Raw genomic sequence first — 13,568 nt, 5'->3', positions numbered from 1 at the left:
TTCCTTAATCGCTCTGCGGGTCTCACCTTTCCCACAGGAGTCTACGTTGAATCCACTTCAACATAAATAATAACGCAAAGTTTCATCAAAATATTCTTCCATTTTTACTTTTTCCAGTGTCCTCGGCTGTTTAAACCGAGAGTTTCATTTCTGTTACAAAGTCTGACAGCCTAAAGCATCAATTGAACCTTGTGAAACACAGACTGCACCATTTTGGTTGAAGAAGTTTTTAATTACAAAGCATTTAACTTTGTCTTGTTCAATTGAATCTATAAAAATTGCTTTAAAAAGATATACTTTATTGCCTATCATACCTGTACCTTTTACAGATATAACACAGTTCTGCCCTTCCTTTTTACATTTAACAGAAGTGATCGAAATTGCCTTAAACAAGAAGCTAAATTTATTTGGTGTTTCTTTATCTTTAAATTCTAAACAGAGTGTAGAAGATGCAAGGTTTGTTACACAAATATCCGCTCGGTATGTCAAATTCCCTTCAATTGTCCCTTTTACCCCGTTAAATTTAACCTTATGGCATTTTTTCTTTGCTTTTACTTTTACACCACAAGGACACATTACGCCCATAAATTTTCCTCCTTTCATCGTATATTATTACAATTTATTATTTTACTGCTTTATAAGGCACTGTGTTTGTCACCTATATCGTAAAAGATTTTCTTTAATGACTTGCGAAAAAAACCCTCTGAATATTATCTTATTCTGAGGGATTTGATGACTTTTTTAAATTTTTCGCCAATTCATGCACCGGCTTACTATACATATCCCCTTTTATTAATATAATAGTATTGTTATCCACGATTTTACGTAATAATTGGTAAGCTAGTGTATCATTTCTAAAGGTATACACGGGTATGTCCATTCCTAATTTCACTGCATGTTCAGCCATAATTTTTGCATGCCCACCAATGGTGATCAGAACATCCACACCAATATCATGGATCAATTCCCCTGCCTGTTCGTGAATTCTGTATCCACTTGCCCCTAAATCCGTAATTGTACCTATGATTGCCACCTTTTTTTTACTTTTACCAAGTTCGTTTAATACTTCTAATGCTGACTGTAAGGAAGTTGTTGTAATACTCCAGGTATCATCAATAAGGATCGAATCGTTGATGCCTTCAAAAATTTGTAGATGTTTATTCAAATGCTGGAACGAATGTAATCGAATAGCCGCTTTTGATATGGATACACCCATTTGGTAAACAGCAGCAATTGAAGCAAGCGCGTTATATACTTGATGCTCTCCAAATCCAGGTACAAAAATATCATATTTTTTCTTTTTGTGATGCAGAGTAAATTTCATACCGTTTTGTTTATAGCGAATTTGAGTTGCTCTAAAATCACAAGACTCATGTTTCCCAATTTTAATAATATGTCCTCTAAATTTCGACATATCAATTTTACTTGTATTAACATCCTCTGAGCTTATGATCAATACACCATTATTTTCAATTACCTCCAAAATTTCTCCCTTTGCTTCGATATACCCCTCTAATGTCTTGCAATAATTTAAATGATGCTCGCCAATATTAGTTATAATCCCGATTGTTGGTTTGAAGTATTTTCCTGCATTTCTTATATCCCCAGGTGAACCAACAGGAGTTTCTATAATCGCTGCATCAGTCTCATCCTCTATGCTAAGTAAATACTGTAAAAAAGCTGTTCGAGAATTATTACTGAGAGTTGTTGCGGTAATTTTTTTATCAAAAGTAAGAATATGTTTAATCATCTCTTTTGTCGTTGTCTTTCCGGAGGTTCCGGTAATGGCCACAACAGGAAGTTGAAATTGGCTACGATAGTAGAGTACAAACTTCCAGTAGGCTTCTTCTAAGTTCACTACTTTAATTAGGATTAAATCTTTAGGTAGCTCCTTTTGTTTATATTCACAGTCTGTCACAAGTATTAGAGGTGAATATGGTTCTAGCATTTCCCAACCAGTAATTCGTACACTTGAAAATAGGGCTGTATTTGTTTTTTTAACTTGCTTTAGTCGATATGCGCCGTTCTGTATGATTTGATCTATTGAACCTTGCTTTAAGTCTCCTGAAACAATTGCTACTAATTCTTTTACTTTTAGAGGTTTTATATCAATTCACACTCCTTTCTTACTATAGTATATGCACCTCCACAAAAGTAGATTGGGTGAAGCTATGATACATAACCAGTTTTAAGCTATTTCTAATCATATATATAAGAAGAGTGTTAATAATCGAAATACCAATTGGAGGAGAGAAATAGTTGAAAACCATCATTTTTATCGGTACAAACAAATCCGGGTCAAGTCGAGAAGCTGTTAGGGCAGCTGAAAAATTAGGTTACTTAACGGTGCTGTTCACCAACAAGGAAAAGCAGTTACAACAGAGAAAAGAATACCCCGATATTCATAAAATGATTTTCATCGATACATTGAATTTAGATAAAATGAGAGCAGAAATTAGAAATTTACTATTAACTGGATTCGAGATTAAAACGATTGTTAGTTTTGTAGACCCCTTTGTTCATATCGCATCTGTTTTATGTGATGAATTTTGTCATAACCTTACGTCAACAAATGCCATTGAAATCATGGAGGATAAAGAGAAGACAAGGAACTTCTTAAAAGATCAGCCATATTCACCTACGTTTTACTCAATTAAACCAAATCAACCATTTTCTTACAAAACCGAGTATCCGTTGATTGTAAAATCTCCAAAATCAACAGGATCTAAAGATGTGCTGTTAGCGACTAATAAAGGTCAGCTAGAAAATCATCTCAGAGTGCTCCAAAGCAAAAACCCAAACGAAACAATCATCATCGAGGAGTTTATTGAAGGTCCGCAATACCTAGTCGAAGCACTGGTCTATAATGAGAAAAACCACATTATCGGAATTTTTGAACAAGAAATTAGAAAAGGTAAACGTTTTATCATTACTGGCTATGGTTTACTTGCAAATGTTCCAGATGATATTCAAACAGGCATTGAAAAAGTACTCCAATCAATCGTTAATAAATTTGGAATTCAAAATGGGGCATTACATTTAGAGCTTCGGTTAACCAAAAATGGTTGGAAACTCATCGAGATTAATCCAAGAATCTCAGGTGGAGCCATGAATAGTATGATACTCGCTGCATTCGGATTTAGTTTAGTAGAAGAAACCCTAAAATTGTTTTTAGGAGAAAAACCCAATGTTGAAGCTAGGCACAGCAAGTTCATCTTTACAAAATACGTCATTGTGAATCGAAAAGGAATTTTGGAAAAAGTGATTGGGAAAACAAAAGCTTCAAAATCAACCGGTGTAGTGGAGGTATATGTAAAACCTAAAAGAGGGGCAACATTAAGTCCACCGTTATCTATGGGACATCGTTATGCATATGTCATTGCCGAAGGAGCCACTTTGGAAGAAGCCAAAAACAACGCAAATGCTGCTGCAAAGGAAATACAGTTCATTTTAAAGGTGTAAAATAATTTTGCTAAAATAGCATAAATTTAAATGAAGGTCATTTTATACTTAAATATATACTTAACGATTTATTATGATCAAAAGCACTTAAATAGCCTATTTTACATTTTTTTAAATATTAGCCTACAAAACAAAAAACCCGAAGATTCCATTTTCCAATGGGCATACACTCGGGTTTTTTATTATTATTCTTTATATGTGTCATCCAGGAATTTAACTGTTTCAAACATATTCGTTTTACTAGCGCCCTTTACAAGTATTGTGTCTTCTTTTCTTACGATTTTCTCAAGTAGAACATGTAATTCATCCTTTTTTATAAAGTGATATACATTTTTTTTGTCCATTCCTTTTGCAAGAGCTGCTTCTCCCATTTCCTCTGTCCGAAATCCATAGGTAATTAAGATATCAATTCCTTGTTCATAAATGTAGTCGCCCACTTTACGATATTCTTCTTCTCTTAAATCTCCTAATTCCCTCATTTGGCCTATGATGGCAATTTTTCGTTTCTTTGCTATGTTCGTGAGCACATCAATTGCAGCCCTTACGCCTTGGGGATGTGAGTGAACAGTGTCATCAATCACGGTAATTTGATCTCGTAAGTTATATAGTGTTAGTCTTCTTGGGGGTTTTTTGAAATTAACACCTTTTTTAATTTCATTAGCCGTAAACCCTAAGTAATCTGCAACTGCAATGGCATTGAGCGCATTGTATACATGATGTTCTCCTAAGATTGGAATAAACAGTTCTATCTCCTTACCTTTTAACTTCATCTTAAAGACCATACCATTGTCTTTATAATGAATATCATAGGCCCTATAGTTAGCTTCAGAATGTATACCGACTGTTATTATTTCTCCTTTAAATGAATTTGTCGATAAATACTTTGAATTTTCGTCATCCTTGTTCAAAACAAGTAGACCTTTTTGGTTCATTCCATGTATTAATTCAGACTTTGCCTTTGCCACACCTTTAATATCTCCATTAAAGTTTCCAACATGTGCAAGACCTACATTTGTTACGATACTGATGTTTGGTTGTATAATGCTACAGTGGCTTGTAATAATCCCAGGATATGCCATTCCATATTCAAGAACAACTGCCTGGTGTGACTTATTAATCTCTGCCGCATGTATCTTTGTATGCTCGGTCGTATTCCAATAATCTTTTGACTCAAAAACATTCCATTTTGTTGATAGAATTGAACCGAGGAATGCCTTAGAAGTTGTTTTACCTGCACTACCTGTAATGGCGATAATGGGTAATCCTAATTTTGTATCTAAGTATTTAGACTTTTGTTTTATGATTTCATTTTTAATTTTTTTCTGATTTTCTGCTAAATACTTTGCATATTGAATATTATGAATCACGACATCTAGTTCTAAATAAAATGCAGGTGGACAGCCAGGACGCCAGTTTACTTCGTACATCCAAATTTTTAGATTTTCATCTAACCCAACATCAATGCCAATTTCATCAATCACTTCGCCAAATTGCTCCATCTGAATTTCATCTAAATGTTGTGCTAATGACAATGAAAAATGCTCTAGCATTCGCCGAATATCAAACGCTTTTTCTTTAAATTCCTGTTCCAAAAACGGATCTAAGTAATTAGTAAAACCACCATTATTAATATTAGGAATAATCGAACCACTTGGTGCTACGCGTGGATAAATAGTCGTTATAACCCATTTTCCTTCTCCATTTTTTTGTACATGGAGCCGAAAATCATAGACTTGGCCAGATTTCATCTTTGATTGAATATATGGCTGTACAATAAACGTTCCTGTAGTAAGCTGATCAGCTAATAGTTTATCTACTTGTTGCTTTGTATATATACTATTTTCCGTATCCTTCCTTACTTCAAAATTCTTTCCAAATTTTGAAATAAAATAGATTCCCTTTCCCTTTCGTCCATCTATGGGTTTAAACACAACTTCATTATTATTAATGAGATACCTATGAAAGTCTTCAACATTTTTTACTATTTTTGAAGGAATTACATATTTTTCGAATTCCTTTGCTTCTATTAGCCTCTCCATTACGTTCCATTTATTCCCAATTGAATTAGTTGTAAAGGGGATCTCTTCTTTCAATTTTTCTATAATTCTTTTAGATACTGCTAGTTTTTCTGGACTTCCCGCATTATAAATAACATCTGGGAATGGCATTACTCTTTCATGCCATTGTCCTTCTTCTAATACCTTACCTCTTATGGTACGGTTGACAAAATTTACACTCCTAGGTGTAAAGTAAAACAACTGAACTCCCTCTGCCTTTGCAACTGCTGCATATGCATATGACTTAATTACCGTTTTTGGATCCAAACGATGATGTAACATGCCAATAATTGTCATCCAACACTCTCCCTTCTTTTGAAATCACTTTCTATTAAATTCAAGCAATGTAACTTGCATATGGACAGATGCTCCAGTTTTCATTTAAATTAAGTAGTCTTTAGGTCTTCGTTACCATTTGGGCTCCAATATGATTTTCTTTATTAAGAGGTCATGACTTAAAAGTTGAATACCTGATATATATTCTAAATCAAAGGATCTTTTGGTTGATGTTCTCTCTAATCTCACTATTTCTGTAATCAAATTCGTATCATGCCCTTCATAATCAAGAGCACGTAACAATGAAACAGTCACAATACATTGTTCTCTATCAATAGATTCAATTCGAAAAAATTCTGTTTCAAAGTGGTTAACAGTATCAATAATTCTTAATTGAATTCCTTTTTTCGTAATGAAGAAAAAGGGGATGGTATCTGTACCGACTAGGTTTAAGAGTAAATGACCAAAATATTTAGTCTGCGAATCCATTATCGTATCCTGGAGCTCTTTTAGTTCAAATAGCGCTTCACATAACCAATGCTTATTAGCATTCTCAATGTTCAATTTCTTTCTCAACTCCTCTATTGTCCAATCAATACTTTTAAAAAAATGAAATTGTATATCAGAATTCTTTCTTATTTATGTTATGTATAAATTTTGAATATGTTAAGGAATATAAATCCTGCTTTTCTCTAGGTGTATAGGTACCTTTACACTTGGAGCATTTCCTTCACTAGTGGAATACAAAATTAATGAAAACAGATTTATATGTTCCCTACAGACAGGCTCTTTCCGTGAGCTTGGATTCGATCTCTTCAACACTAGGTTAGGTTTAGGGAACTGAAAAGAGTTTAAATGCAAATATTAATAGTATTAATCTGGTTTGTAAATGATGTGGAATTAGCTTCGCTTTCCGCGGGCGAACTAACGAGCCTCCTCTCTTCGCTGTGGGGTCTCGTCTGGCTCGCTTTCCCGCAGGAGTCTTCGCTAATTCCACATCACACAAAGGAAATTCGAATGCATTTTCGAGTACTCGTCGTTTATTCAATGATTATTCAACGGTGTTGAGAAGGAACAAATATTGACATCTTTAGTTATAGCGCTTGATCTTAGAAAATCCTACATTATAACTACTTTCCTATTATTTAAAATGAAAAGAAAGCATATGATAATAAACCGTTTTAAAAAGGAAATTTTTGAAACTAATTTCTTCATTCTAACGTATAAGAATTATATAAAAAGGAGGCGACCTTTATGGATGGAAAGGGTTGTATTAAGTGTGGAAGTCAAGATGCAGCTAAGAAAGAAGTTGCAATGACTGGAACTGGTTTATCTAAAATGTTTGATGTTCAGCATAATCAGTTTATCGTGGTTTATTGTAGAAATTGTGGCTATTCAGAGTTCTATAATAAAAATTCATCAACCGCATCCAATATACTGGATTTATTCTTTGGATAATTTGATCTGATGAATATGTGAATTTTAAATCCAAGGAGTAGCTATTGGCGAAGGAAATAGCCTATACCCTTGCCGAGCAAAAGTCTATATTAGGTTTATTTTATAACTATGATTTGGAGAAAAGAGAATTTGAAATAGAGTATAAGAAATAGCAATTCTGAGTTTAATTTACTTGGGATTGCTATTTTTACAATCAGTGGAGAAGTAAATTTTGGATTTAAAGATGGAGGGAAATCTGGCGGCATTACTTTTAGTGTTATATCAAAAACTAACAAAACTAAATGGACATTATGGGACGACAATGCACTCGGCGGGTAAAAATATGTTTTTTCAAATATATATAACATGCAATAAAGTAAAGGCCTTCTAAGAAAAAGCCTTTTACTTTTTTTCTGTTTTTGAAAGGAGATTTGTTATTGTGAAATATCGTAACCTTTTATGCTTTACATTTTTATTAATAATACTTGCTTTATTCGGATGCACAGAAATATCGAAAGATGAAAAAAAACCAACCTCTCCAATTGTACAATCAAGTTCAGAAATATCTTCTTTAACCGATAAAGAATTCTCAGACTTAGGAGGATTAAAAGATTTAAAAAATCCTACAAAAGATAGTTTTAAAAAAGTTAATATAAAAATAAACATTTCTAATTTTGATACACTAAAAAGCCCAAAAATTAATATAAGTGATAATTGGAGAAGTGTTTTTGGAAACAATTATTGGTTTGGAAGTGGCTCGATAGAAGATGATAAATTCACCTATAATTATGAAATGATTCTCCATACAAAAGATCTCCCGGACGAAGAAATTGAAAAAAAATTAAAGGCAACTAAATATGAAATTACTTGGAAAGAAAATAATAATAAATCAGAGTCTAAAACATACTCATTTGGAGATAATATTAATTTTTCCAAGAGATAATCTACATAAAAATACCTCACTATCTCAGTGAGATATTTTTTATCTCTTAACCGAAATAACCTACTTATTAACAATGAAGGCTTAGCCTCGATTTGTAGATTCATACTTTTTACATTATTTTTTTAGTTTGGGGCAACATATAAGAAAGCATTTCGATATCTTTCACCAATAAGGAGTAGCTCCAGTATGTATAGAAAAAACAAACTTTTATCTTTTCTCCTCATGTTTGTATTATCATTTGGTATATTGTGTACCACAGCTGTTCCAGTCCCTGCTGCTACGGTAGATAAACAAATTGCAAATGAATCCTACATGTTCATTAATCCTAAAACGCAAAAAAGAATAGATGAGATTTTAGATCAATTAGAAAAGGATTTAACTCCAGATTCAAGTGTCCAAAGCAAATAAATGTAGCAAGCTCTTAAAGAAGACAAATTACTAATAAAAAATAACCCATCTGAAATTTGATGGGTTATTTTTATTGTTAGAAGACATTAGATATTGAATGCTTGTACACAGACTAAAACTCATTTTTGCTTGAGTCTATCAGCACTGATTGCTTATTACTTTTTTTATATTCAACAACTTATTAATGTACAATTAGCATTAAAATCATTTAACTATTTAAATTATTATTCTTCGTTATTCAGCGTTAACACGATACGGCCGTTAATCTTGCCTTCTTCCATTTTTTCAAATACTTCATTGATATCTTCTAGCTTTGCGGTTTCAATAATGGCGCGTACTTTTCCACGTGCTGCAAAATCAAGTGCCTCTTGCATATCTTTTCTTGTCCCAACGATTGAGCCTTTAACTGTAACACCATTTAGAACTGTATTGAAAATTGGGATTGGTAGTTCTTCATTTGGCAAGCCAACAACGACTAAGCACCCACCACGTTTTACAGATTCATAGGCTTGTTCAAATGCTTTCTTTGTTACAGCAACACTAATGGCAGCTTGTACACCACCTAATTGTTCTTGAATCACTTCCACAGGATCTTCTTTTAAGCCATTAATCACAAGGTCTGCACCTAGTTCTTTTGCAAGTTTAGATTTTTCATCACTAATATCAATGGCAACAACATTTAGTCCCATTGCCTTTGCATATTGCAATGCAACATGTCCAAGTCCACCAATGCCATAAATCGCTACCCATTCACCTGGTTTTGCACCAGATACTTTTAAAGCTTTATAGGTTGTTACGCCAGCACATAAAATAGGTGCGATTTCAACTGGATTCACATTGTCTGGAATTCTCGCTACATAATCTGCTGGTGCTTTACAATACTCTGCATATCCACCATCAACAGAGTAACCACCGTTTAATTGATTTGGACATAGTGTTTCTTTACCAGTTAAACAGTACTCACATTCACCACATGCAGAAAATAACCATGGAATCCCTACACGATCACCGACTTTAATAGATTTAACACCTTTTGCTACTTCAACAACAACCCCTACGCCTTCATGCCCTGGGATTAACGGTAATTTTGGTTTTACAGGCCAGTCCCCATGTGCTGCATGTAAATCTGTATGACAGACACCGCATGCTTCAATCTTTACGAGAATTTCACCTTCCTCTAGCTGAGGTATAGAAACTTCTTTAATCTCCAACTCTTTTGAAAACTCATTCACTACTGCTGCTTTCACTAACATTCACTCCTTTCTTATTTTCAGTGTTAAATATATGATTGTTAATATAACTACTATTCGTCATTCCTTAATGTTTCTATTATTTAGTTATCTTAAGTCTTGTTGAGATAAAATTTAAACTATTACATTTGAAAGATTATAGTCTATTGAAACTTTCAATTTTATATTACCCCATCTTTTTTCAAAAAAAATAACCCTCCTGACATCAAAGGAAGAGTTAATCGATAAAGAGGAAATTCTCTCTATTTTTCATTAAAAGAATACCCGAACTATACTTCGAATTTACGACATCCAAATTAAACAATTTAAAAAATCTGACTTTATGATGCTTAACCAAATAACGAAAAGAAGTTTATGATCAACAAAATGTTTCTTTATTGTTTATCATCTGTTTACCATCTACTTAAAAAACCTTTTCGAGCTTCTGTTACAATTTTTTCTTCACAAGTATCGCACCAAAATTTTTTATCTCGATTTTCTTTATATTCACGATACTTCTTTGTACCTTCTATAAGTTCAAATTTTTCTTTACAGATCATACACGTAGTTGTGTAAGATATCATTGGTTCCCCCCCTTATTTTAAATTGGATATATATTTAATTTACATTAAATATATATTTTTTTCAAAGTAATAAGAATTTTCCGTTTCTTCATCTTCTTTTCCATTGATGGATCATTCATATTATTTTTCTTCGTTTCTAATCTTCAATATTGTTTGATACATTGTTTTATCTTCCAACTCATGGAACATTTTGATATCAGGTACCTTATTACCTTCAATAATCCATATGTTCCCTCTTTTGGCTATGCCTATATCAAAACCTATAATATTCAGCTCTCCATAGGTTTCCTCCAACAACGTTGAAGCAAGAATACAAGTCTTATTCAGCAGTGTGTCAAAGTTTTTGTGATGAATTAGTCGTATCTTAGCATCAATTATTGCCTGATCTAACGTTAGTAATTTTTGAGCAGCATTGGTAATAAAAAACTGTTCGCCTGCGACTTTTACGATCTTACCTGTAATTTTCCAAACTCCACTTACCTTTTGTGTAACAACTCGGAGATCAATCGGGTTGTTATTGATTGTTGCTAGCGCAATCCTTCGTTGTACAATATACTCACTTTTAGATAGATAGGTCTTTTTTATATATTCAAATGCTTCATCCACGCTCACTTTTTTTAGTTTCCTTATACCTGCGTGAATTTCATATGTTGAGTAATTTTTTCTCGTTATTTGAAGAACTCCTATTCCATTTTGACCGATGCATGGCTTCAGAATGATGGCTTTATAGTGATGTAAATAATCGCGAAACGTTTCTGAAGTGAGTAAATCTGTTTTAGGCAAATACTTTTGAAGCAAATTCTTTCTTTTTAGTACATGATACTGGCTCCATTTACTGTTCAGAAGGTGAAGGAGTGAATCATAAATCCATATATTCCCATACCTATCACAAGCAATATCGAGAACAATTGTATAGCAATCTGGAAACGATTCTCCCAACTTAGTAGCAGCACGAATGGCAATCTGACGTATTTTATGAAAATAGATTTCACAAATGAAAGAATTGAAGGTGGTACGTGTCTTTTTTGTTTTCTTCGCTATACACCATTCAGATAATGTCGTGTCTCTTTGCATTGTTATAAACTGCCGTAATTGTTTATTCGTAGTTGGTGACTTTTGAATAATGTAGTACCGTTGTGTGGTTTCATTTTTCAATGCAGAGAATAACTCTTCTTTATCATCTACTGTTACTATTTTGTCGATTGTTTGAATATGGTATTGATTATTTTTATGAAATATATTCATTTCTTCCGAACCGTATACAGCTTTTATGACTATTGGCTCGTATACATTTAACATAGCTATTAAAGATTCTTTTGATAAAAGTTGGATTTCAACAAGATGTTTTTGTAATTTTTCATCAGCAAATAGTATTTTATATAGATTAAGCCTCCCCCTACTAGCTTTCATTTCCTATTTTCCTCCTGTTCTAGAGAAACCCTCGATCGTTTTCAACCGAGAGTTTCATTAGCGTTACAAAGCTTGACAACCTAAAGCAACAATTGAACCTTGTGTAACAGGCACTGCACCATTTTGATCGAAGAAGCCTGTGATCACAAAGCTTTGAACAATATCATTCGCCGCTGTTGCAACTTGATCTCTAAATACTGCTTCAAAAGGAAATTCCCTTGAACCAATCAATCCTGTTCCTGTTACAGTTACTACACAGTTTTGTCCATCTCTTTTACAAGTAACAGACGTGATATCATTAGCTGTAAACATGAAGCTAAAAGTACCTGGCGACTCTGTATCTACAAATACTAGAGAAAGTGTAGAAGCAGCACGTGTTGTAACACAAACATTCGCTAGGTAAGTCAAATTCCCTGTAATCGTACCACGCACTCCATTGAATTTGACATTCTTGCCTACCTTAGTTGCATTTACTAAAACACCGCATGGACAAGTTACCCCCATATATTCCCCTCCTTTCATAATAGATTATTACAATATATTATCTAAACAAGTTTGAAGACAGTGTATTTGTCATGAAGAACGATAAATTTTCAAATTAATTATTTGAAAATAAAAAATTCCCTCTGAAAATAATCCTTTTCAGAGGGAAAATATATATAAGATTATATAAATTGATAATTAATAACTGCACTAACAAGCGCACAGCATGCAAATATAATCAACCACAAGGCCCATTTGTTTGGTATACCTTTCTTTTTGCTCGCCATTAATCCGATGATACCAACGAGCAACAGGATCATAGCTACACCTATTCCTACCATAAAGGGTATATTCATAGAATTTTCTCCTTTCATCATTACTATTCTCCTTTATCAATTAACTGAAAACGAAACTTAAGCGATGAAGGGTGTGAAAAACGAATATTTTATGCCTTACATAATGTAAAGAATCCCCCTCTAACCTCTGCATTGAATTCACTTTTTCCATTTTTGTGTACATATGAATCTTTATCTTTATCTAAAGAGAAATCACTTTTAAAATTCCCTGAAAGCTTTTTAAAATGGAATGAAAAGCCATCATTTTCTGGAATTGCTACTTTTACATTAGCTGCTGTAGAAATCGACTTGATTTTCTGTAACATAGTTGATGAGCTTACCATAATACTTCTACCCGTTGAATTGACATTCATTTCTGAAAACTCTCCCGAAAAATCTATTTTTGTAGAAGTTGTCTTCAAATGTAGTTTCTTTATATCAAGATATTCCCCGGTTATTTTACATCCGGTAGCACGGATAGTTAGTTCTTCCATTTTCCCTGAAAGTTTAGCGTTACCAGATGTTATATTACAGTTGCATGTTATCGCGTCTAGATCGTCAACAATCAAATTCCCTCCTGTACAATCAATAGAAATAGCATGTAGTTGTCTTTTTGGTAGATATATTTCTAAATTCGTTTTATGAATATTGAATCCAATTTTTAATTTCTTTTTCCTACCATCCGAAATATATAGCTTTCCGCTATTTACTTTATGATGAAAAAGTTGATGTTCTGGAAATTTCTCATTCGTTATTTGAACAATTTTTATTTCATCATTTTCACTTTGAAGAATATGGATGTCCCCCGTAATCCAATCTAATGAAATATCAGATATCGCATCTTTATAACACACTCTTTTTCTATCAGTTAATTCACTAAAGCCAAACATTTCAATATCTCCCTATCATTATTAATTTCACAACAATTTCATTCCGATTCATCT

14 protein-coding genes are annotated in these 13,568 nt (G+C 33.2%); 4 read left to right on the top strand and 10 right to left on the bottom strand.

Going from position 1 to position 13,568, the window contains the following annotated elements:
* Positions 1 to 153 precede the first annotated feature (153 nt).
* Entirely contained in the window at positions 154 to 585 is a 432-nt protein-coding gene (locus tag ABE048_RS10595; RefSeq protein ID WP_430311220.1) for a hypothetical protein, read from the bottom strand.
* Between the two features lie 130 nt (positions 586 to 715).
* Positions 716 to 1,948: a Mur ligase family protein gene (locus tag ABE048_RS10590; RefSeq protein ID WP_430311218.1), complete on the bottom strand. Its 1,233-nt coding sequence runs from the start codon at positions 1,946 to 1,948 to the stop codon at positions 716 to 718.
* Between the two features lie 311 nt (positions 1,949 to 2,259).
* On the opposite strand from ABE048_RS10590, the gene ABE048_RS10585 reads away from it, so the two are divergent.
* Positions 2,260 to 3,462: an ATP-grasp domain-containing protein gene (locus tag ABE048_RS10585; RefSeq protein WP_430311216.1), complete on the top strand. Its 1,203-nt coding sequence runs from the start codon at positions 2,260 to 2,262 to the stop codon at positions 3,460 to 3,462.
* A gap of 185 nt (positions 3,463 to 3,647) precedes the next feature.
* Here the strand turns inward: ABE048_RS10585 and ABE048_RS10580 are convergent, their stop codons facing one another.
* A complete protein-coding gene (locus ABE048_RS10580) occupies positions 3,648 to 5,816 on the bottom strand; it encodes a YheC/YheD family protein (protein WP_430311214.1) in 2,169 nt (722 codons plus the stop codon).
* Between the two features lie 111 nt (positions 5,817 to 5,927).
* On the bottom strand, positions 5,928 to 6,359 hold the full coding sequence (locus tag ABE048_RS10575; RefSeq protein ID WP_430311212.1) for a hypothetical protein: 432 nt from the start codon (positions 6,357 to 6,359) through the stop codon (positions 5,928 to 5,930).
* A gap of 690 nt (positions 6,360 to 7,049) precedes the next feature.
* Here ABE048_RS10575 and ABE048_RS10570 point away from each other — a divergent pair.
* The 3 genes from ABE048_RS10570 (at position 7,050) to ABE048_RS10560 (ending at position 8,583) form a co-directional block, all read left to right on the top strand.
* Positions 7,050 to 7,253 carry a zinc ribbon domain-containing protein gene (locus tag ABE048_RS10570; RefSeq protein ID WP_403091722.1) on the top strand — a complete coding sequence of 68 codons (204 nt, stop codon included), beginning with the start codon at positions 7,050 to 7,052 and terminating at the stop codon, positions 7,251 to 7,253.
* Positions 7,254 to 7,671: 418 nt separating this feature from the next.
* Entirely contained in the window at positions 7,672 to 8,175 is a 504-nt protein-coding gene (locus ABE048_RS10565; RefSeq protein WP_430311210.1) for a hypothetical protein, read from the top strand.
* A 186-nt stretch (positions 8,176 to 8,361) separates the two neighbouring features.
* On the top strand, positions 8,362 to 8,583 hold the full coding sequence (locus ABE048_RS10560) for a hypothetical protein (protein ID WP_430311208.1): 222 nt from the start codon (positions 8,362 to 8,364) through the stop codon (positions 8,581 to 8,583).
* Between the two features lie 224 nt (positions 8,584 to 8,807).
* Here the strand turns inward: ABE048_RS10560 and adhP are convergent, their stop codons facing one another.
* The 6 genes from adhP to ABE048_RS10530 form a co-directional block, all read right to left on the bottom strand.
* Entirely contained in the window at positions 8,808 to 9,830 is a 1,023-nt protein-coding gene (adhP, locus tag ABE048_RS10555; RefSeq protein ID WP_430311207.1) for an alcohol dehydrogenase AdhP, read from the bottom strand.
* Positions 9,831 to 10,225: 395 nt separating this feature from the next.
* Positions 10,226 to 10,396, bottom strand: a complete 171-nt coding sequence (locus ABE048_RS10550) for a hypothetical protein (RefSeq protein WP_430311205.1) — start codon at positions 10,394 to 10,396, stop codon at positions 10,226 to 10,228.
* A 120-nt stretch (positions 10,397 to 10,516) separates the two neighbouring features.
* Complete coding sequence (locus ABE048_RS10545; protein ID WP_430311203.1) at positions 10,517 to 11,806, bottom strand: YheC/YheD family protein; 1,290 nt, start codon at positions 11,804 to 11,806, stop codon at positions 10,517 to 10,519.
* Between the two features lie 63 nt (positions 11,807 to 11,869).
* Positions 11,870 to 12,310: a hypothetical protein gene (locus ABE048_RS10540; RefSeq protein ID WP_430311202.1), complete on the bottom strand. Its 441-nt coding sequence runs from the start codon at positions 12,308 to 12,310 to the stop codon at positions 11,870 to 11,872.
* A gap of 161 nt (positions 12,311 to 12,471) precedes the next feature.
* The gene (locus tag ABE048_RS10535) at positions 12,472 to 12,645 is read right to left on the bottom strand and encodes a hypothetical protein (RefSeq protein WP_430311201.1); all 174 of its coding nucleotides are present in this window, start codon (positions 12,643 to 12,645) and stop codon (positions 12,472 to 12,474) included.
* An 89-nt stretch (positions 12,646 to 12,734) separates the two neighbouring features.
* On the bottom strand, positions 12,735 to 13,514 hold the full coding sequence (locus ABE048_RS10530) for a DUF4097 family beta strand repeat-containing protein (protein WP_430311199.1): 780 nt from the start codon (positions 13,512 to 13,514) through the stop codon (positions 12,735 to 12,737).
* Positions 13,515 to 13,568: the final 54 nt, after the last annotated feature.

Source organism: Rummeliibacillus pycnus (assembly GCF_050459865.1).
Taxonomy (GTDB): Bacteria; Bacillota; Bacilli; order Bacillales_A; family Planococcaceae; genus Rummeliibacillus; species Rummeliibacillus pycnus_B.
The sequence above is the reverse complement of the archived record's forward strand: the minus strand, read 5'-3'. Positions and strand labels throughout refer to the sequence as shown.

Bases quoted from the DNA above. Each gene is read 5' to 3' on its own strand.
- ABE048_RS10530 (WP_430311199.1), bottom strand. From the start codon at position 13,514: ATGTTTGGCTTTAGTGAATTAACTGATAGAAAAAGAGTGTGTTATAAA.
- ABE048_RS10545 (WP_430311203.1), bottom strand. From the start codon at position 11,806: ATGAAAGCTAGTAGGGGGAGGCTTAATCTATATAAAATACTATTTGCT.
- ABE048_RS10570 (WP_403091722.1), top strand. From the start codon at position 7,050: ATGGATGGAAAGGGTTGTATTAAGTGTGGAAGTCAAGATGCAGCTAAG.
- ABE048_RS10595 (WP_430311220.1), bottom strand. From the start codon at position 585: ATGGGCGTAATGTGTCCTTGTGGTGTAAAAGTAAAAGCAAAGAAAAAA.
- ABE048_RS10590 (WP_430311218.1), bottom strand. From the start codon at position 1,948: ATGCTAGAACCATATTCACCTCTAATACTTGTGACAGACTGTGAATAT.
- ABE048_RS10535 (WP_430311201.1), bottom strand. From the start codon at position 12,645: ATGAATATACCCTTTATGGTAGGAATAGGTGTAGCTATGATCCTGTTG.
- ABE048_RS10540 (WP_430311202.1), bottom strand. From the start codon at position 12,310: ATGGGGGTAACTTGTCCATGCGGTGTTTTAGTAAATGCAACTAAGGTA.
- ABE048_RS10560 (WP_430311208.1), top strand. From the start codon at position 8,362: ATGTATAGAAAAAACAAACTTTTATCTTTTCTCCTCATGTTTGTATTA.
- ABE048_RS10580 (WP_430311214.1), bottom strand. From the start codon at position 5,816: ATGACAATTATTGGCATGTTACATCATCGTTTGGATCCAAAAACGGTA.
- ABE048_RS10550 (WP_430311205.1), bottom strand. From the start codon at position 10,396: ATGATATCTTACACAACTACGTGTATGATCTGTAAAGAAAAATTTGAA.